Raw genomic sequence first — 19,175 nt, 5'->3', positions numbered from 1 at the left:
GGTCGGCACGCGCATCGCCTTATGCTTTGACCGAAATGCATGACAGGAAAAGAAAAAGGCTCAAAACGAGCCTTTTTCTTTTCCAATTGTTTGTCTGCGAAACTAAAACCGAAACTTAGCTCGGAACTGTCCAACTCGAGGTCCGCCGACGGTATTTGTTACCACGCCAAAATCTACTGAGTCCTGCAGATCGCTGTTCGGGTTGGCATAGTTTACCGTGTTAAAAACATTGAAGATATCGAAGCCAAGCTCAAAGCTCATTCGTTCGTTTATTCGGGTGTTCTTTACAAAACTAAGGTCGAAACGCTTTTGCACCGAGCCACGAAACGTATTGCGTCCGAGGTTGCCGAAGCCGCCCTGTGGGGAACTAAAGCAGCTTCGGTTGATCACCGTCAAATTGCCGGGGCTTGCGCTTGAAACCGCATCCGCAGCGGAGCAGGTAAGGTTTGGACGGCCAAAACCGAGGCGATAAATGCCGCCCGAACCGCGAGCGAGGTCGTTAAGCTGGCTTACGTTGCCGATCTCAGGCTCGGACGCGAAAACCGTGAACGGCGAACCCGATTGCGCCTGAACAAATCCCGAAACTGACCAGCCTTTTATAAAGCGGTTGTCAGAATCGCCCGTCGGTATCTCCCACGCAAAGTTCGTGCTAAAACGATGTGTGCGGTCAAAATCGGAAAGGGCACGGTTGCCTTCGAGATTTCTTGAATCGCCCTGAGCAATGAATCCGCTATTTGGAACGTCAGGTTTGCCGCTGCCTGCCGTGCTGCCCGGATCGCTCGACATAATATCGATCGACTTGGAAAAAGTGTACGCGACATTGAACTGCAGGCCCTTCGAAAGACGCTTGGTAAGACTGAACTGTCCGCCGTGATAATCCGAGTTTCCTTTCGACTGCAACAGCAGAGCTTCAGGAACGTTGAATCCAAGGATCGGAACGCGTGCTTCGAAGTTGATGTATGTTCCGTTTGCGGACGAAAGATTCAGATCGGTCGGATTGCCCGTTACGGTATTCAGGAATCCGAATGCTCGTCCCGTTCCTCGTTCCCGTGCTGTCGATCCAGCATTGAGAGCACCGTTAGGCGAACCAGCGGCAACGTATGCCTGATTGAATCGTTCATAGATATGATCCGGCGTATTGGGGTCGTTCAGGTCAAAGCCTTGATTCAACGCCTTCGCTATAAGCAGATTTTTGCCTTTTGTTCCGACATAGCGTGCTTCGAACATTAGATTTTTAGCAAGCTCATATTGAACACCAAAATTCCATTGATGGATGTAAGGTGTCTTTAGGTCACGGTCAACTGCGCGAAACTCAAATGTTTCGGCGATGTTGCCGCGTGTGCAGCCTACTCCCGTCGATGGAACACAAGAGGCTCCCTGAGGATTGCCACGCGAATCGACAAACACCGGCGTGTTGTCGCGAATTTGATAGGCTCCGTTCGCCCCGGAAGCTCTGACGATGCGGAAAGGCAGCCACTCGTTTAACGGTATGTTCGTGGGAACACCTGAAAAAGCGGTTGGGATCGAGACGTTGCCGCTTGGTACTGTGATCTCGACCTCTCGCAGGAACGGATAGTTTGAGAATACTGTATTGATAAACGCCGCTGACGGACGGTCGTAGAATATTCCCCAGCCGCCGCGAACTACCATTTTGTCGTTGACCGAATAAGCGAAGCCAAGCCGCGGTGCAAAGTTGTTCATGTCCTGGCCGTTCAGCGTGTGTTTATTAGAGGACCTTTGTGTCGTCGCGATCGCAGAATCAACGATGGAGATGCCAGTGTCGCGCACGTTATTGGGCACGATAAATCCAGCAGTCGGGTTGTCGCATAGGGCATTTGTACCACCCGTTTTATCAAAGCATGATAGAAAAGGTGCAAGATCAAAGTTTCCGATACGGCCATCTTTTTCCTCAGGCCACATAAACAGCTCATAGCGGAGGCCAAGATTTAAGCTCAGTTTCCGGCTGACCTTCCAACTGTCCGCAATATAGAATCCGTAGTCCCTAAACTGAAAACTCTTTTCCGTAATACCGTATTGCGTATCGGCTTCGGTTGCATTACCCGTAAGCAATTGTGTGAATGAATCAAATTTTTCAAACTCGGTGGCCTGCTCTTCAGGCAAGCTCGTTTGGTATTGGTGCCGTTTGTACTCGCCTCCAAATTTGATGTTGTGATTGCCTGTGATCCAGTTAACATTGTTGCCGATGCTGTAAGTCACTTGCTTTCGCTTGTTAAACGAATCGTTTGGACCGCCAAACGAGAAGTTGGCAAGATTGTTACGGCCGATGTAATGTCCTAAGCGCGTGGTTGAAATACTGTTATCGAATGTGGATGCTGGATTGTTTACGCCGACAAATTCGTTCGTAAAATCACCGGTCGAAAAATCTTCGGTGAGCGAACGTGTGTTGTCTAGCGAGAAATATCCAAAGCGAACCTCGTTGATCAAGTTCGGCGAGAATATATGTGTATCGCCTATAGATAAGGTTCGGTTGCGATCATCACGTCTAAGCGTCGTCGGCGAAGCAAGGCTGTTCGGGTCGGGAAATGAATCGAGCCCCGGAAAGTTGGCCCAGAAAAGTGTTCCGCTCAGAGTATTTTTTGCACTAAGTTGCGTATCGACGCGCCCGGTAAACTGGTGCTGTGTAAACAGCGAAGGTTCAACACTGATCACCTCAGCCAGCTGGTTGTTTCTTTGCAGCGTCCGCGTTGTTATCCCCGGAAAACTGCCGAATTGATAGCTGCCCGTTCCAGTCTGATCTACGATGCCGAGTGATCGGAAATTTGTGATGCTAGGCAAGTAGAAGCCGCCGGTAACAGGGTTTTGCAGGTTGAAAATGCGGAAAGCATGATCGCTGATGTCAGTCGGAAGCAGGCAGGTCGTGCCAACCGTGCAGCCGCTAAACTGATTGAATGCCGCAGCGATAGCCGCTTTTGAACGGTCATTTCCCAGCACGCTAAGTGCCATAGGAAGCACTGTTCGTGTCCTTGCCGTAGGAACCAAACCGGTATTTGCATCGGTGTACTGATATCCCGCAAAGAAGAAGGCTTTGTCCTTAACGATAGGGCCGCCGAGTGTAAATCCGGTTTCGACGCGGTCAGCTCTCGGCTTTTCGTTTCCGCTTTCTTTCAGGAAAAACTCGTTCGAGTTAAATTTGTTGTTTTGGAGATAATAATATGCCGAGCCGCTGAATTGGTTGCCGCCGGCCTTTGTTACAAGCTGGAAATTGCCGCCGCCGCTGCGGCCCGTCGATGCGTCGTAAAGCGATGTCTGCAGCTTTACCTCCTGCAGCGTTTCGGGTGCAGGCGAGATGTTATCGGCGAGCGAACCTTCGTTACTGGTAATGTTGGTCGCGTCCACGCCGTTGAAAGACAAACTTGTCGAAGTCGTGCGAGTTCCGTTTACGGATGGCGAAATATTACCGTTGCCGTTCACACCAACCGGCGAAAGTTCTGACGAAACGCCCGATTCCGACCCGAGCAATCCCGTAAAGCTTCGCGTCGAGGTCGGCAGCTTGGTCAACTGTTCACCCGTGATCTGACGCGATACTGCGGCCGATTCCGTTTGAACGAGCGGCTGATCGGCTGAAACATCAACATACACATCCGAAACGCCTATATCGAGATTCACATCAATCGATCTGGTAACAGATGCCTCGACATCGACACTCGCGTTGACCGCCTTTTTGAATCCGTCTTTTTCGTACGAAACGGAATATGTGCCGCTTGGTAAATTTGTCACCGTCCATCTGCCTTCGTCGTTCGTCACGGCGTTGCGTGTGAGGTTCGTGCCGCTGTTTTTTACAATAACGGAAGCTCCCTGTACAACAGCTCCGTTCGGATCTTTGACAACGCCGGTCAAGCCGCCCGCCACCTGCGCGTGTGAATCAATAAATAAACAAAATAAAAGTAGAAGAATAGCTGAGATCGTCTTTGCGAAATCGTGAATTTTCATCGTGACTCCTTTTTTGAAAACCTATAAAGACCGAAAGGACGTAGTGTCTAATGCAGCTATCGCCTGTTTCCAGTCTGTTTTTAGGAAAAATATATTTAAATTCTTGGCTTGCAAGAATCAGAATGAAGCCGCGATGTTAACGATTGATGAATTGGATGTTAAATGAGTGTTAATTCTGGCTAGAAGATTGAATAAGTATCCGATTGTGGCCGCAATTCGTTGCGCAACTGCATCCATATATCGCAGTAATACCATTCAGGCGGCGGAGCGGGTTCCCCGTAATGATCCGGTCTTAATCTCAAGTCTCCAGTGGCAAGAAGGATGCTTTTTACTTCGGGGTTTTGGTTGAGCTTGGCTCGCATTGCGGCGACGATAAGGGCGTAATGAGTGCCAGGCGTTGCCGAACGATAAGGAAATCTTCCTTTCCCGTCAATGTCGAATGTATCAATGCCATTCACGCTATAAGTACACCAGTCAATGCCGAGTTTTTTCATGTTCTCCTCGGCGAGCGTTCCGGCTTGCTTGGCTTCGAAGCCTGTCATCTGTGAGACCTGTTCGCGAGCGTATTTCCACTCCACACCTTCTTTAAGCCGCGGATCGATCGGACAATCAGGACACGGTTCAGTTTCGGGATAAAGCATCATCTGCCAAAAGCCCTCGACGCTAGCGTACCGCTTGCCGTCCAGCTCAAACGGCGTCGCCGCAAAGTTCGACAAGATGCCAAGCTCATTCCGTTTCGACAAAATAACCTCACCCCGCTTCGCCTCCTGCGGTAGTATTTCCCAGTCGGGCTTGTTTGGATCATTGACCGGCTCGAACCAGGCTTTGGGATAGGGTGGTTTACTACAAGAAATCAGCAAGGAGAACAAAACGGCAATGATTACAATCTTACTCATGTTCATCACCTAACTGCGCAAGCATCTCGCCCAGCTTTTCCAGCTTATCTGCCGGGATGTCGCGGAGGGCGAGGTGATTGTTTGATTTTTTTAGCGAGCGGAGGGCGTGGCCTTCGGGGATGACGGTTTTGTTGTCCTCGCGCCATTCGAAAAGGTCGTTTGGCGTGCAGTTGAGAGCCGTGCAGAGCGTTTCGATCTGAAAGGGCTTGATGCTGCCGATCTGATAATTGAGCCACGAATGCACGGTCTGCGGCACAAAAGATTCTGCACCGACACCTATAAGGCCGCTCGACTCTGCGTATACGTCCATATTACTTGCCGCTCTCACGTTCTTTTTGTGCCTGTCGAAGGTGTTCGAGATCTGCAAGATCGTGCGGCCGTCCGGTTCGCTCTTTGTTTTCCATCAGATCGGGCGCTGAAATGAATTCGACCGCTAGATCGCCAATCTGCCCGGTTTTGCGGCGATTCCAGCATTCGGCGAAATCCATTTCTTCGAGTTGAGTGATTATATCTATCCTGCTCGGAGGTAGGCCGATCTGGTAAAACGTGCCGGGAGAAGTTAGGTCATCTTTCGCCAACTCTCTGAGCGGCGCACCAAAACTGCGTAAGGCGGCAAGAACGCGGTCAGCGTTCTCTGCTGTTCGTTCGATCCAAACGTCCAGGTCTTTTGTATATCGAGGTTCGACATGCTCAGCAAAAGCATAGCCTCCGACAACGAGGTATCTAACATTTTCTTCGCTGAACGCTCTCAACAGATCTTTGAAGTCTGAGTTCATGCGGTTCTTTTCCCTTCATCTCCCAATAATCGACGACCATCTCCCAAACGGCATTCGCTCGCTCTTCCGAACTCAGCCCTTGCCAGAACTGTATATCAAATTCGCGATCAGGTCGCTCACCGAACTTTGAAAGCCGTGTTGTTATCGTTCGCCCGTCTTTGAAAATAGATGTAGTCTCTTGCATAACAACACTATTTTATCACTATTTAAGGTTAAATTATCGTTGTCACGATCTCGCGGATGCTGCGTTGGAGTTCGCGGTCGTCGGTTATTGGGTAGCAGATCGCGGTTTCGGCGGCGGCGATGGGGGAGATGCCTTGGGCGATCATTTGGGCGGCGTAGATGAGGAGGCGTGTCGAGACGCCTTCTTCGAGGCCGTGGCCGCGGAGGTTGCGGACCTTTTGGCCGATCTTGACGAGGTCGGTGGCGGTAGATTCGTCGATGCCGCCTTCTTTGGCGACGATCTCGGTCTCGGCGGCAGCGTCGGGGTAATCGAATTCCATCGCGACGAAACGCTGCCGCGTTGATTGTTTCAGGTCTTTGAGGATCGATTGGTAGCCCGGATTGTAAGAAACGACGAGCATGAATTCGTCAGGAGCCTCGATCACCGTGCCGCGTTTTTCTATTGGCAAACGCCGGCGGTCATCAGTTAGTGGATGAATGATAACGACCGTGTCTTTGCGGGCCTCGACGACCTCGTCGAGATAGCAGATCGCACCGTGGCGAACGGCGGTCGTCAGCGGGCCGTCGTGCCAGACTGTCTCTTCGCCCTCGAGCAGAAAGCGGCCGACCAGATCGGTCGACGAGAGGTCCTCGTGACAGGCGACGGTTATGAGCGGGCGGTTGAGCCGGTGCGCCATGTATTCGACAAAGCGCGTCTTGCCGCAACCGGTCGGGCCTTTGAGCATCGCGGGCAGTTTAGCTTTGTAGGCTGCTTCAAAAAGCTCGACTTCGTTTTTGAGCGGCAAATAATAAGGCTCGCTCGCTACTTTGTATTTCTCGACGGCTAGTTCCATTAGAATATATTCTCAACGCAAAGACGCAGAGACGCAAAGTTGCAAAGAATATTAAACCGCACCAAGGGAATATTATTTTAGGCTGAACTTTGAGAAATCGCCCCAGATCGCAAACGTAGCACCGACTTGTTGAATGTTGACGAAAAGAGTCTTGCCGTCCGGCGAGAATGTCGCACCGGCAAATTCACCTAGCGGCACGGTGGAAATATTCTGGGCAAAATCGGCGATGCGGCCGTCAGGAGTCAGGATGCGAACCATATTCTCAGGCGTGCCGCCGACACCGACGTAGCCGCTGTCTTCGCAAATAAAAAGCAATTTCGTTTTTGGCAGCAAACAGATATTATCGGGCATATCGAGGAGCGAACGGTCGGTTGATTCGAACAACAGTGTTAGACGGCCTGCGTCTTTTCCGGTCGGCGAATACATCCATATCTGGCCGCCTTTCGAATCGCCGCCATCCGTTGCCGAAAAGTAAATGCGGCCGTGTTTATCGGCACAGCAGCCTTCAAGCCGCGTAAAAGTCGCAGCACCTTTTGCAATGCCTTGTTTATAAACGGCAATTGTATCTTCGTCAGCTTCCGGCGGATCCGGTTGGTCGATAGTTACCCACGTTGCATCGAGCATTGCGTTTTGCTTTTGTCCGGTTCGCGTGTCGTATGCAGGTTTATCTTTTATTGCGAGCATTTGCAGAACGCCGCCCTCAGCAAGCCGCTTTTTCCGTTTCGGCAAAAAGCGGTAAAATCCACAGGTCTTATAGTCTTCGGTCATGTAAACGACGCCCGAGCGAGGATCAACGGCGACTGCCTCATGCTCGAATCTTCCCATCGCCTTTAGCGGGATCGCAGGAGCATTGGTATTCGCTGCGGCGAATACTTCGAAGCAATATCCGTGTGGCTTTAAGAAACCGCCATAATTTGTTCCTCTGCTATTTACTCTGATCGTCGGTCCGAGCGTAGTTTCTTCACACGAGATCCAGCTTCCCCAAGGAGTAGCTCCGCCTGAGCAGTTGATCAGCGTTCCGGAAAGACTTACAAAATCGCGGACGATCGTCCTGGTTTTCGGGTCAATTATTAAAGTTGTCGTGCCGCCGCCGGCGGTTTCGTCATAGTGATTTCCAGTGCCAATTGCCGAACCCGGACGAGGTTTTTGCCCGCCGTACACTTCGTGATTTCGAACAATTCGAAGCTCGCGGCCGATCTTGAACGTTGCCATTCCATCATGCAATGTCGGTGTCGGCCTGCCGTCGGCCAGCAACAAGCCTTGTTGACCGATCACGTTGTATTCAAAGCCCCTTGGCAACTTTAGAAAAGTTTCGCCCGTGTTACTAGCGGCCGTTGGAAATAGCTCGCCGTATCCGACAGCTTTTTGTTTTGATATTGCTGCTTCTTGAGCGAACAACATATCGCGGCGACCGAAACTTGTACAAGCTAGAGCGAGTCCTGCGGTACCGTATGCGAGATTGGAAATGAAAGACCGTCTGTCCATGCAATAACAATTCTATTACTTATTATGTTCGTGATGATAATCGCCGGATGTTAACATCGTGATAATTCTTGCACACTTCTTATATTTCTATGCTTAACATCATTCAGGCATCAACGAACGAACATATCGGCGAGGCCCGAATACTCTTTCGCGAATACGAAGCGTGGCTTGGCCTTGATCTTTGTTTTCAAGGTTTTGAAGCTGAGTTGGCACAATTACCCGGCAAATACGCATTGCCCGATGGAAGGCTGTTGTTGGCCTTTCAAGACGAAAAGCTAGCCGGCTGTATCGCTCTGCGAAAGTTGGAAGAAGGCATCTGTGAGATGAAACGGCTGTTTGTTCGTGATGAGTTTCGCGGGTACAAGATCGGTGTCGAACTTATCGAATGGCTCATCGCCGACGCTCGCGAGATCGGCTACGAGAAAATGCGGCTTGATACGTATCCCACAAAGATGGGAAAAGCCGTGAAACTTTATGAGTCTCACGGCTTTCAGGCCATCGAACCTTATTACGAAAATCCGCACGACGGCGTACTTTTTATGGAGATGACGCTCTAAAATTTACATTCCGGTTCCGAAATTGCCATAGGCACTCGGCGGAGGCGGCGCCATGTTAAAATTATTTTGTAAATTCGCCGGAAAGACCTGTCTGTAAGCAATGGCGTTTGCAACATACATTATCGGAACTGAAATAAGAAATACACCGATAAAGCACATCAGTACGCCGAGCAACCCGATCAGCACTTGAAAGATCAAGAGTAGGATCAGCCCGCCGATGTTGTTCATCGCTGCCTGGGCGCTAAGCTTTATGGCATCTATTGGTCCAAGATCATGTTCCATGGCAAGCGGTATTGCGAAAAAGAAAACGGCCCACCAGACCAACGTGAATATCATAAACACAAACGCCACAATAACCACGACAAAAACTAGGCCTCCCGCAATTGCCAGATCGGGATCAGATGCCTGAAAAAAATCATAATCACCGTGCGTAGAACCTATTCCGCCGAGTCCAAGTTCGCCTAACCTTAATCCGAACTGGAGAAACTGACCGATTATTCCGGGAATAGCCTGGATTAGCCCGACAACCATAAGCGGAACGAATTTTTCAAAGCCCTTGAACATCATTCCAAAATCAACCGGTTCCTGACGCATGTCGCGCAAGGCGATGTAAAATACGCCTCCTAAGATCGGGCCGATGAGAAAGATGTTTAGACAGGGAATACAACCAGTAAGAATTATCGCTACGACAGTCATGCCAAGATATAGGCCGTAATTTTGCTTGACCTGTTCCCATGCATTGCTAACACAGGCGCCAGCGTCGATGGCCCCGGATTGAAATTGAATATTTGTCATATGCGTGTTTGCGAGATTTTCAAAACGATATTAACCGATTACACAATTTTTGCAAACGAAAACCGCTCGATCCACAGACGAGGTTTGTAGATCGAGCGTTAGAAAAAACGGGAAGCAGGTGCAATTATCTCATCGGCTTTCGCGGCATTTTTTCGTCCATCATAGCCGTCTGGTAAACAAATGCAGCGACAATGATCGACATCTGTTTCATATCGTCAGCCTGAATACGGTCAAAGACGTCCATGTTTGAGTGGTGCGTACGGGTATCGTATTCGATGGTGTCCTGGATAAATTGAAAACCCGGCAATCCAACGGCGTCAAACGCCAGATGATCAGTTCCGCCAGTGTTTGCGATAGTAAGCGTGTTAGCGGCCATACTTGTGTCTTTTGCCGGGTCGAAATCGGCCTTCCACCATTTGGGGTCTTTGAAATGATTGAGCCAGGTTTTGAATACAGGCCTTACATTATTATTGCCCTGCATATAGACGCCGCGGATCTTGCCGGTGCCATTGTCGATGTTGAAGTATGCCGAGAGTTTGTCGTACTCAGGCAGTTTCGTCAGCGATTGTTGAGCAGCGTTCTGTCCACCGCCTCCTCCGCCGCCAAAGAGTGGTGCGTTTGGATCGCCACGATAGGCAAAGTGCTTTCTGACATACGCGCGAGAGCCAAGCAAGCCCTGTTCTTCGCCCGACCACAGCGCGATTCGAATAGTACGGCGCGGCTTTAATCCAAGTGTTTTAAGAATACGTACTGCTTCCATCATCACCGCGCAGCCGGCACCGTTGTCGGTCGCACCGGTTGCAGACTGCCATGAATCGAGATGGCCGCCAAGCATAACGATCTCGTCCTTGAGATCCGTGCCCGGAATCTCGGCGATCGTGTTATATGCCATCGGATCCTGATCTTGATACTCGACGGCGAGATCGACCGTCATAGTCACTTTTTCACCGGCATCGATCATTCGTGCAATGCGATTAAAATGTTCCACTGCTGCGCTGATCTGAATCGGGATATTGGTTCCTTTGTCATACAATCTTGCTGGCGAACCCGACGGCGTTCCATCAGTTGAAGGAAGCGGCTGAACGGCGGTCGCTTGCTGGACAAAGATCGTTCCGCCATCACCTCGGCCAGCATCAATGAGAATCGCGGCACCTTCATTAGCCAGAAATCTCATTCGAGTGTTACTAAATTGCATCTGTTGAGCAAAGTTGTTCTGTCCGGCGGGCTGCGGACGGGGAATCAAAGCCGGATCTTGAGCGTCAGCCAAGTCGAGAAGTTCCTTATCAGTTGAACGTTTTGCCTCAGGGGTAAAATGAGCTTTTGTTTCGCGGATCTGGCCGATAAGGACGATCTTTCCTTTTAACTTACCGCGATATTGCTCAAGATCCTCTTCTTTTGTGGCCGTAAACCTTACAACTTCAGCAGTATAAGCAGTGTTCGCCGGTGCTGTCTGAGGAGACAACTTTTGCCCTTTTTTAACACTTACGGTAGGAGCAGCTATCAATGTGTCCGTTCCGGGTGACCATGCTTTTGGATAAGCGATCAGTGGAAAAGCTGTCGGCCCATCGACCATCGCGTAAAACTTCTTTAGTGTCCAGCCTCGCCCAAACGGTCCCCACGGCTCGAGTTGAGCATTCTCAAGCCCCCATTTCGAAAGTGTGTCGCGTGTCCATTCATTCGCACGCTTTAACCCCGGTGAGCCTGTAAGCCGCGGGCCGATAACATCCGTCATATAGCTCAGCGTCTGCATAACCTGCGAACGATTGATGCCTTCGTCCTTGATCTTGTCGATATCTTCTTTTGGGGCGGAGTAAATACCGGCCACTTTGGCTGTCTCGCTTGCGGTCTGAGCAGCTATAGGGCTCAGGAGCAGGAATATCATTAGTATGACGGTCAGTTTTTGTTTGTACATAACTATAAAACCTCAGGATCTATTTTGTTTTCCAAAAATCAGTTATAGCACAACAGGGAACGAAAACCCGTTTTCATTCAAGTAGACAAAAATAAAAAAGGCCGGAGTGGATCCGGCCGAAAGTAAAAATATTGGCTGTTTTCTGCCTAGTGGATGACGATGCCTACGCCTATACGGAAATTGTTCTGTGTTCGGCCAGCAAGAGTAAAGTCATCAAAGTCCTGTTCGCGGAAAAAGATCGGGTTATAGTCAAATTGGATGATTCTTATATCAACTCTTTTGCTGACTTTCACGTCGATGCCGGCGCCAAAGACCATAGCAAAATTGTTGGTACTGGCGGAATCATCAAAGGTGGTGCTGCCGCCTTCGGGTATAATGTATGAACCACTCGCCGTTATTTTTTGGTTGGCAACGCCCGCAAGAACATGGGCAAATGGTTTGACGCGCTTGCCATCCACTTTATTGTCTTTGAACTGAAGTCCACCTAGGAACTGGTTGGTCCTGAACTTAATGGACGCAGTGTCAGTGCCGTCAGTGAACGATCGTGACTTGCTGTGGGTTGAAAAATCAGCCTTCAGCCCGACATAGCGATGAACATTGCCGGTCAATGAAGCATTGAAACCATGAGAATTGAAATTTGAATCGACATCCAAGTCTTCAAGGTCCTCATCCAATCCGGTGTCAGTTCGCAGATACGAATATCCGCCATAAAACTCAAACTTGTTCCGGTCGCTTTGGGCAGCGACTGACATAGCCGAAAAAACTAGTAAAACCGCTACCGTTACGAACTGTAACATTCGATTCATAGGAAATCTCCTTAGTGTATTATCTGGAAATAAGTGTTTAGATTCGACGGACATGAAGATCCGCGAGCTGTCAAGAAGCTCTTGAGTAGTGACAGCCAAACCAGACTATTACAGCACTTCGGACTTGTCAATACTTTTTTTCGCTGCTTAAACTGTTGACCAGGTCAATGTAAACGCGGGCGGAACATTTTTGAGAACAAGCGGGCTGCGTCGAGACTTTCCGTATCGGTTTTGCAAAATTTCGCGAAGCTTGATGGCGGGCGGAAGAAAATAGCCGTGTGCGTATTGAAAGAGCCGAAGCTCACAGCCTTCGTCCATAAATTTCTCGATCTCGGTCAGAACATTTTCGCTGATCTCTTTGGGAAGGACGGCAAAAGGCAAGCAGCAGACAACATAACGAACTTTGCCAAGTCCCGATTGTTTGTGGATCGAATACGCATCAGCAGCGCTACCGCATACAATATTCATATCCGGGAAATTTTGATTGAGCGTCGTGACAAGGTCGCTGTCCAACTCAATTCCCAAGTACGAATCTTTACTTGGAACCACGTCACGCAGAAATCTGGTAATTGCTCCGGTTCCGACACCCAATTCGAGTACGATGTTGTGATCGTCAGGTTGAATGCCATTCAGCATTTCATGGGCAAGATCCGGTGAACTAGGCGCGATCGCTCCCACCTTGAGAGGGTTTTTTAAGAAAGCTTGTAGAAATTGGAGATTCTCTTTCATGCGAAAGGCCGTTATTTGCGCTTACGTTACATCTTTGTTATCGACTGCCATTTTATAATCCCTTTCCTCGTTTTGGCAATAACGCACGTTTTCATTTTCCTTTCTTCTTCAAAGGTGTCTTCTTAGCAGTTCTCGTCTTCTTTGTAAACGCATCCGGAAGTTCTGCCTCGATCAGTTTTTTTACCTGTTCCAGCGTTAGAGCTGCTGCCTCGTCCGCCGTGGAGCGGCTGCCGTCGGCTTTTTTCGGAAGATAAATGATCTTTTTGCCGAATTTGATGATAGGGCCCCAACGAGCGTTCTCCACCGATATTTTTTCATCTTCCCAGCGTTGTATATAACGGTTTGCTTCTTTGCTGACCTTTGCTTCGATGAGTTCGTTCATCTCGGCTTGTGACAGACTGTCAAAGTCGTATCGGCGCGGCACATTGATGTACAGACCGTCCCATTTTATAAAAGGCCCGAAACGTCCCGTACCTTTTGTTATCGGTTTACTGTCATGCTCACCTACGGGCGCATCCGCGATCTGTTTAGCTTTTATAAATTCGATCGCTTTTTCCGTGTCCACCGTCGCGAGGTCGGTGCCGCGGGGTATAGAGACAAACTCATCACCCCATTTTACATAAGGCCCGAAGCGGCCAACGCCTGCTAGTAGGTCTTTGCCTTCGTATGTGCCGAGCGTGCCCTGCAATTTCGACAGGGCAAGCGCCTCCTCAAATGTAATGGTTTCAATGCTCTGACCCGGTTGAAGGTTTAGAAATCGAGGCTTTTCCTCATCACCGATACTGCCGATCTGGATAACCGGGCCGAAACGAGCGATGCGAGCGACTATTGGTTTTTCGGTTTCCGGATCAATACCAAGCAACCTTTCGCCTTTTGCACGCTCTGCATTTTCGAGGGTGTTATCGACGTCTTTCTTAAAGGGCCCGTAAAACTCCTCGAGCATGTCGTTCCACTGTAGTTTGCCGGCGGCAACCTCATCGAACTCTTCCTCGATCTTGGCTGTAAAACCATAATCCATAATGTCGTCGAAATGCTGTTTCAAAAAATCCGTCACGACGAGTCCTAGGTCCGTAGGGAAAAGTTTTGCTTTTTCTGCACCGGTAATTTCAAATTCTGTCCGTTTACTGATGGAGTTATCCTTTAATGACACTATCCTGTAAGCCCTTTGCTTACCTTCTTTATCTCTTTTTTCTACGTAACCTCTTTTCTGGATCGTAGAGATCGTTGGTGCATATGTGGACGGGCGGCCGATGCCGAGCTCTTCTAATTTTTTTACGAGTGAAGCTTCGGTGTATCTCGGTTGGGCACGGCTGAACCTTTCGGTTGCTCTCAGTTCAGACAACGGTAATGACTGCCCGACCGTCATTGGCGGCAACAGGCCTTCAGATGATTCTTCAGCGTCATCTTCATCTTTATCTTCTTGATAAACCTTCAGAAATCCGTCGAATTTCAAGACTTCTCCCGAAGCCGTTAATTCTTCCTTGTTCGTGGAGATCTCTATTTTGACCGTAGTTTTCTCTAACTCAGCATCGGCCATTTGCGAGGCCATAGTTCGCTTCCAGATCAGTTCGTACAACCGTTGCCATTCCGGGTCGTTAACGGTAGTCGTGTTTGTGTAGGTAGGGCGAATGGCTTCGTGAGCTTCCTGTGCGGATTCGTTCTTATTTTTGAACTTACGGAACTGTTGATATCTATCGCCGTAGAGGTTACTAACCGTTTGTGTAATATCGGCAAGTGCCGTATCGCTCAAGCTGACGCTGTCGGTACGCATATACGTAATATGCCCGTTCTCATATAGCTTCTGTGCGATCTGCATCGTTCGAGCAACGCCGTAGCCGAGTTTTCTTGATGCTTCCTGTTGAAGGGTTGATGTCGTGAACGGCGCGGCAGGGGTTCGTTTACCGGGTTTTACCCTGATATCGGTTACTTTATAATCGGCTCCGGTACATCCCTTCAAGAATGTTTCGGCATCATCAGCACTGGTCTGTTTTCTACCTTCGGCTTTAAATGTTACTTGCTTTCCGGTTATATCATCGGCAAAAAATAGCCCTTCGATCTTGAAATGACTTTCTTGTTCAAAGGCGTTGATCTCGCGTTCCCGGTCGGCGATAAGGCGTACTGCGACACTCTGCACTCGGCCCGCGCTCAAATTTTTACCGCTCGTACTGATCTTGCGCCATAGCACAGGGCTTAATTCAAACCCGACAATGCGATCCAGCACGCGACGTGCCTGTTGAGCCATCACGAGGTTCATGTTCACCGTACGAGGATTTTTTACAGCAGCTTCTATCGCAGGTTTGGTGATCTCATGAAACACGATCCGTTTGGTCGTTACGGGATCAAGGCCCAGCACCTCGCACAAATGCCAGCTGATGGCTTCTCCCTCACGGTCCTCGTCAGTTGCGAGCCATACTTCGTCCGACTTTTTTGCCAAAGACCTGAGTTCACTCACGACCTTCTTCTTGTCGTCAGAAACGATGTAACGGGGTTCAAAGTCATTTTCAATGTCAATACCCATGCCGGCCTTTTCCAGATCGCGGATGTGGCCAAAGCAACTATTTACCTGAAAGTCCTTTCCGAGGATCTTTTCAATGGTCTTTGCTTTAGCAGGGCTCTCAACTATTAATAGGTTCTTCGACATATAGTGAAAAAAATACGTCAGCCACATAATTCGTGCTGACGATTAAGACAAGTAACACCTCGCTCGCGACCTTGTCAATGAGAGGTCTGAGGATAGCCGAAATTTATCTTTTGTCAAAATCGGTCGATGATCAGTTGATCTTGTCTCTTCTTTTTGCAGTCCCTGCGACCCTGCGGGACATAATTTCCCGCAAAGCCGAAGAGACTCAGAGTAGAAAAAAAGCTAGATTCGCCGAGCATAGTTCTTGCCGGGCAAAACGCGGATACGATCGCGTATATCGAGGCCGACAAGAGCGTTGTTTAGATCGCCGAATGAGAGACCGCACATTTCGAGCAACACATCGATATGCGTTGGTTCGTCGGGCGTTAATATCTGCCATATCTTGCGTTCGTTTTCGCTCATATCGGCCGGAATAAGTTCGGGCTGGCGCGTCGCGATTTCAGCAGCAGCTTTCTCTATTTTTGGCGGCAGGATCGCAGCGGAGATCTCGCTTGGAAGCTCGGCGACGACGTCCTGCCATTGCTGGACGAGCTTGGCGCCGCTCTTAATAAGGTAATTCGTGCCAAAAGAGTTTCCGGATGTGATATTTCCCGGAACAGCCATTACTTCGCGGTTCTGTTCCATCGCAAGCCTGGCGGTTATGAGAGAGCCGCTTCTCTCCGACGCCTCGACGATCAAAACTCCTAAGCTTAGCCCGCTTATGATGCGATTGCGATATGGAAAGTTTTCTTTTATCGGCGGCGTGCCGAGCGGGAACTGCGAAACCAGACAGCCACCCGATGAAAGTATTTCTCTGACCATACCGTTATTTTCTTTCGGATAAACACTATCGATTCCAGTTCCCATAACGGCGATGGTTTTGCCCGACCCGCGCATTGCTCCGCGATGAGCAGCCGTGTCGATGCCGCGAGCCAAGCCGGAAACTATCGTAATGCCGCGCGAAGCCAAATCACGCGACAACATCTCTGACGCATTCTCACCATAAGTCGAGCACTTTCGCGAACCGATCACACCAACGCACGGCTGCTCAAAACAAGCTTGCCAATCGCCTTTTACATAAAGCACCGGCGGCGGATCATCGATTTCTCTTAATAAAGTCGGGTAGCTGCCATCATCAAGGATCAGAACGTCACCGCCAAGCTCTTTGACGCGATTAAGTTCTTTTTCAGCCTTTTCAAAAAATTCACGCTTGATGATGCTCTCGATCGTTTCAGGTTTCATCCGCAGCGATTCCAATTCCGTCCGCCGCGCATGAAAAATAGCATCCGCCGAACCAAACCTTTCTAAAAGTTTAGTCGCGGCTCTTGGACCAACGCCCGGTGTCATATTCAACGCTATCCAATCAATCATATCGATTTGTGATTTGGGAATTGTGATTTCGGAATTCTTTTAGATTTCGATGTTTTTATTGCAGAGACAATTATCGACACGATCTCGTCAAACTCAGACAAAAGATTCACCACCAAGTTTGCTTTTATCTGACCAGATTCAACCAACAATTCTAACCAATAGATTGATTCGTCCGCTTCTTCTTCAACGATTGCCAATTTATTGATAAAGTCAGCGGTCGATTTTGCTCGACAGGCTGCCCGATAATTTGCTCCGACTGATGTCGCACTTCGAAGTAGTTGTTTGCCGAGAATATCGGTCGTCCTGTTCTTAGGCAGACTTTCAACCAGTTTGATCACTCGAAGAGCCAACTGCTTTGTTCTGTTTAACAACTCTGATTTAGTCATAAACACCAAACTTCATTCCGCAATCCCAAATCACAATTCCCAAATCAAAATGGCGGAGGCGTGTGGGAGTCGAACCCACTTGAGTACGCTCTCGCGCCCTCACAACGGTTTTGAAGACCGCGCCCATCACCGGACAAGTTGCGCCTCCGATAGCTTAATAATAGATGAGAAAACCTAAGCGAAAAACGTAAACAAAACTACTCGGTTTTCAATCTAACGAGAATATGATAAAGCCACGCAACAAATATTGAAATGAGGCCACCTAAATACGCCGAATTGTGCATATATCCTGCACAAAGAAAACCTCTCAAGTCAACAACATTGGATGGTATGAACCAATTTTGGTAGTCGGCAATATGGATTGCTGAAGTTTGAATAAATCCGTAACCTAACCCGCAGAGTCCAAACACAAGAGTGAAAACAACCGCAATGCCCGTCGCCTGTAGGGAAATCAATAGCATTCGGTGGCTTCCTTTCTGAATAAAACCCAACAGGCCGATCAACATCCCAATCGGAAAACCCATCCACCAAGAAGCAAAGAAACCCACCATTGATGCGCGAACACGCTCAGGAAAATCCGAGTCGAGAAGTCCAAACTGTTCAAATTTGAATTTTGTAAAGTACTCAGGAGATACGGTGTAGCTGATTTGATTATGAATCGCCCCATACATACCAGCGACCACCATGCCAAAAATTACTAGAAGAAAAAGTACTATTAGTTTTTCTGTAAAACCCCTCATTGGCTAAGTAAGCATGAAACCAGAGTCGCTCTCTTTGCAACATCGCTCACCAAAATATGCTCATTTAAAGTATGAGCCCCGTCACCGGTAATTCCCAAACCATCTAATACCGGCACACCCAAAGCTCCAACAAAATTACCGTCCGACGCGCCGCCGACTTGTGTTTCCCCTAGATCGTAACCAAAGCTTGACGCTAACGAGCGCGCCTTTTCATAAAGATCGACAACCGCGTCGGTGCGTTCCATTGGCGGACGATTGATGCCGCCTGACAATTTGAGCGAGACGCGCCCGTCGAAGGCTTTCAAAGCCTTAAAAGCCGCGTCCACTCGCTCGGCCTCTGCCATTTTACTGAATCGAACATCGATCTCGCATTCTGCGTGTTCGGGGATGACGTTTGTTGTCGTGCCGCCGCTAATTGTCGTGACGTTGACCGTCGTTCCTTCGTCAGGATGAGCTAGTTTATTTATGTGCTCGATCTGTCGTGATATTTCGAGGATCGCGTTCGCGCCTTTTTCAGGTTCGAGACCTGCGTGTGCTGGGATGCCTTGAGCGTGAAGCTTGAAAATGCCTGTTCCTTTTCGTCCGGTTTTTACTTTACCGGCAGCCGATGGTTCAAAGACCAGGCAATGATCAGCGTTGGCTGCCTCACGTTCGACGAAGGTTCGGCCAGAATGGCTGCCTACCTCTTCATCACAAGATAAAAGTATCGTAATAGGACGCGGCGGTTTGATCTCGTTCACCCCAAAAAATCGCAACGCTTCGAGCATCAGTACGACGCCCGATTTCATATCAAAAATGCCGCAGCCGTAGAACCTGTCACCTTCGATCCGCGTCGGATTTTTGAGATTTGTGCCGATAGGATGAACGGTATCGGTATGACCGAGCAACAAGGTGTGTTTTTCATCACCCGGAAATGCGCTGATAACCAAATGGTCGCCATCCTCAACCGATATCCGTTCTATCGAAACGTCGACACCTGTTGAGTGCGCCTGTTTCTCCACCCAATCTGCGACGAGGCGGCTTTGTTCAGCGTTTTGTGAAGGTGACTCTATATCGACGATCTCGCGGATCAGATCAAGTATCGCGTCCTGCCGCAGCTGAAAATATTTGAGAATTTTGACCGCGTTCATTAGGT

The 19,175-nt window shown here is 49.1% G+C and carries 17 protein-coding genes and 1 tRNA gene; 1 reads left to right on the top strand and 17 read right to left on the bottom strand.

What is annotated here, in order from left to right:
• Positions 1-102 precede the first annotated feature (102 nt).
• The 7 genes from IPL32_06490 to IPL32_06460 all read right to left on the bottom strand — a co-directional run bounded on the left by IPL32_06490 (position 103) and on the right by IPL32_06460 (position 8,124).
• Positions 103-3,951 (bottom strand): TonB-dependent receptor, encoded by a 3,849-nt coding sequence (locus IPL32_06490; protein ID MBK8465462.1) that lies wholly within the window; start codon positions 3,949-3,951, stop codon positions 103-105.
• 179 nt (positions 3,952-4,130) lie between these two features.
• On the bottom strand, positions 4,131-4,847 hold the full coding sequence (locus tag IPL32_06485; GenBank protein MBK8465461.1) for an NADAR family protein: 717 nt from the start codon (positions 4,845-4,847) through the stop codon (positions 4,131-4,133).
• The gene (locus IPL32_06480; GenBank protein MBK8465460.1) at positions 4,840-5,157 is read right to left on the bottom strand and encodes a helix-turn-helix domain-containing protein; all 318 of its coding nucleotides are present in this window, start codon (positions 5,155-5,157) and stop codon (positions 4,840-4,842) included. Before IPL32_06480 ends, IPL32_06485 begins: the two co-directional genes overlap by 8 nt.
• A 1-nt stretch (position 5,158) precedes the next feature.
• Complete coding sequence (locus tag IPL32_06475) at positions 5,159-5,623, bottom strand: hypothetical protein (GenBank protein MBK8465459.1); 465 nt, start codon at positions 5,621-5,623, stop codon at positions 5,159-5,161.
• Positions 5,571-5,807: a hypothetical protein gene (locus IPL32_06470; GenBank protein ID MBK8465458.1), complete on the bottom strand. Its 237-nt coding sequence runs from the start codon at positions 5,805-5,807 to the stop codon at positions 5,571-5,573. Before IPL32_06470 ends, IPL32_06475 begins: the two co-directional genes overlap by 53 nt.
• A 28-nt stretch (positions 5,808-5,835) precedes the next feature.
• Positions 5,836-6,639: a CbbQ/NirQ/NorQ/GpvN family protein gene (locus IPL32_06465; GenBank protein ID MBK8465457.1), complete on the bottom strand. Its 804-nt coding sequence runs from the start codon at positions 6,637-6,639 to the stop codon at positions 5,836-5,838.
• A gap of 72 nt (positions 6,640-6,711) precedes the next feature.
• The gene (locus IPL32_06460; GenBank protein MBK8465456.1) at positions 6,712-8,124 is read right to left on the bottom strand and encodes a DUF839 domain-containing protein; all 1,413 of its coding nucleotides are present in this window, start codon (positions 8,122-8,124) and stop codon (positions 6,712-6,714) included.
• Positions 8,125-8,213: 89 nt separating this feature from the next.
• On the opposite strand from IPL32_06460, the gene IPL32_06455 reads away from it, so the two are divergent.
• Positions 8,214-8,681, top strand: a complete 468-nt coding sequence (locus tag IPL32_06455) for a GNAT family N-acetyltransferase (GenBank protein MBK8465455.1) — start codon at positions 8,214-8,216, stop codon at positions 8,679-8,681.
• A 3-nt stretch (positions 8,682-8,684) separates the two neighbouring features.
• On the opposite strand, the gene IPL32_06450 is transcribed toward IPL32_06455, so the two are convergent.
• From IPL32_06450 to IPL32_06405, 10 genes are all read right to left on the bottom strand, one after another.
• Complete coding sequence (locus IPL32_06450) at positions 8,685-9,476, bottom strand: hypothetical protein (protein ID MBK8465454.1); 792 nt, start codon at positions 9,474-9,476, stop codon at positions 8,685-8,687.
• A 124-nt stretch (positions 9,477-9,600) separates the two neighbouring features.
• Positions 9,601-11,388, bottom strand: coding sequence for a M20/M25/M40 family metallo-hydrolase (locus IPL32_06445; protein MBK8465453.1), 1,788 nt, complete (start codon positions 11,386-11,388; stop codon positions 9,601-9,603).
• Between the two features lie 146 nt (positions 11,389-11,534).
• On the bottom strand, positions 11,535-12,194 hold the full coding sequence (locus tag IPL32_06440) for an outer membrane beta-barrel protein (protein ID MBK8465452.1): 660 nt from the start codon (positions 12,192-12,194) through the stop codon (positions 11,535-11,537).
• Positions 12,195-12,341: 147 nt separating this feature from the next.
• Positions 12,342-12,923, bottom strand: coding sequence for a methyltransferase domain-containing protein (locus IPL32_06435; protein ID MBK8465451.1), 582 nt, complete (start codon positions 12,921-12,923; stop codon positions 12,342-12,344).
• A gap of 91 nt (positions 12,924-13,014) precedes the next feature.
• Complete coding sequence (topA, locus tag IPL32_06430) at positions 13,015-15,564, bottom strand: type I DNA topoisomerase (GenBank protein MBK8465450.1); 2,550 nt, start codon at positions 15,562-15,564, stop codon at positions 13,015-13,017.
• A 222-nt stretch (positions 15,565-15,786) separates the two neighbouring features.
• Positions 15,787-16,785 (bottom strand): DNA-protecting protein DprA, encoded by a 999-nt coding sequence (gene dprA / locus IPL32_06425; protein MBK8465449.1) that lies wholly within the window; start codon positions 16,783-16,785, stop codon positions 15,787-15,789.
• A gap of 125 nt (positions 16,786-16,910) precedes the next feature.
• On the bottom strand, positions 16,911-17,300 hold the full coding sequence (locus IPL32_06420; GenBank protein MBK8465448.1) for a four helix bundle protein: 390 nt from the start codon (positions 17,298-17,300) through the stop codon (positions 16,911-16,913).
• A gap of 50 nt (positions 17,301-17,350) precedes the next feature.
• A tRNA-Sec gene (locus IPL32_06415) sits at positions 17,351-17,448 on the bottom strand.
• 49 nt (positions 17,449-17,497) lie between these two features.
• Positions 17,498-18,040 carry a hypothetical protein gene (locus tag IPL32_06410; GenBank protein MBK8465447.1) on the bottom strand — a complete coding sequence of 181 codons (543 nt, stop codon included), beginning with the start codon at positions 18,038-18,040 and terminating at the stop codon, positions 17,498-17,500.
• Positions 18,037-19,170 carry a M20 family metallopeptidase gene (locus IPL32_06405; protein MBK8465446.1) on the bottom strand — a complete coding sequence of 378 codons (1,134 nt, stop codon included), beginning with the start codon at positions 19,168-19,170 and terminating at the stop codon, positions 18,037-18,039. Before IPL32_06405 ends, IPL32_06410 begins: the two co-directional genes overlap by 4 nt.
• Positions 19,171-19,175 lie beyond the last annotated feature (5 nt).

Source organism: Chloracidobacterium sp., assembly GCA_016711345.1.
GTDB lineage: Bacteria > Acidobacteriota > Blastocatellia > Pyrinomonadales > Pyrinomonadaceae > OLB17.
The sequence above is the reverse complement of the archived record's forward strand: the minus strand, read 5'-3'. Positions and strand labels throughout refer to the sequence as shown.

Bases quoted from the DNA above. Each gene is read 5' to 3' on its own strand.
- topA (MBK8465450.1), bottom strand. From the start codon at position 15,564: ATGTCGAAGAACCTATTAATAGTTGAGAGCCCTGCTAAAGCAAAGACC.
- IPL32_06435 (MBK8465451.1), bottom strand. From the start codon at position 12,923: ATGAAAGAGAATCTCCAATTTCTACAAGCTTTCTTAAAAAACCCTCTC.
- IPL32_06465 (MBK8465457.1), bottom strand. From the start codon at position 6,639: ATGGAACTAGCCGTCGAGAAATACAAAGTAGCGAGCGAGCCTTATTAT.
- IPL32_06450 (MBK8465454.1), bottom strand. From the start codon at position 9,476: ATGACAAATATTCAATTTCAATCCGGGGCCATCGACGCTGGCGCCTGT.
- dprA (MBK8465449.1), bottom strand. From the start codon at position 16,785: ATGAAACCTGAAACGATCGAGAGCATCATCAAGCGTGAATTTTTTGAA.
- IPL32_06470 (MBK8465458.1), bottom strand. From the start codon at position 5,807: ATGCAAGAGACTACATCTATTTTCAAAGACGGGCGAACGATAACAACA.
- IPL32_06440 (MBK8465452.1), bottom strand. From the start codon at position 12,194: ATGAATCGAATGTTACAGTTCGTAACGGTAGCGGTTTTACTAGTTTTT.
- IPL32_06445 (MBK8465453.1), bottom strand. From the start codon at position 11,388: ATGTACAAACAAAAACTGACCGTCATACTAATGATATTCCTGCTCCTG.
- IPL32_06455 (MBK8465455.1), top strand. From the start codon at position 8,214: ATGCTTAACATCATTCAGGCATCAACGAACGAACATATCGGCGAGGCC.
- IPL32_06485 (MBK8465461.1), bottom strand. From the start codon at position 4,847: ATGAGTAAGATTGTAATCATTGCCGTTTTGTTCTCCTTGCTGATTTCT.
- IPL32_06490 (MBK8465462.1), bottom strand. From the start codon at position 3,951: ATGAAAATTCACGATTTCGCAAAGACGATCTCAGCTATTCTTCTACTT.
- IPL32_06460 (MBK8465456.1), bottom strand. From the start codon at position 8,124: ATGGACAGACGGTCTTTCATTTCCAATCTCGCATACGGTACCGCAGGA.
- IPL32_06410 (MBK8465447.1), bottom strand. From the start codon at position 18,040: ATGAGGGGTTTTACAGAAAAACTAATAGTACTTTTTCTTCTAGTAATT.
- IPL32_06475 (MBK8465459.1), bottom strand. From the start codon at position 5,623: ATGAACTCAGACTTCAAAGATCTGTTGAGAGCGTTCAGCGAAGAAAAT.
- IPL32_06405 (MBK8465446.1), bottom strand. From the start codon at position 19,170: ATGAACGCGGTCAAAATTCTCAAATATTTTCAGCTGCGGCAGGACGCG.
- IPL32_06480 (MBK8465460.1), bottom strand. From the start codon at position 5,157: ATGGACGTATACGCAGAGTCGAGCGGCCTTATAGGTGTCGGTGCAGAA.
- IPL32_06420 (MBK8465448.1), bottom strand. From the start codon at position 17,300: ATGACTAAATCAGAGTTGTTAAACAGAACAAAGCAGTTGGCTCTTCGA.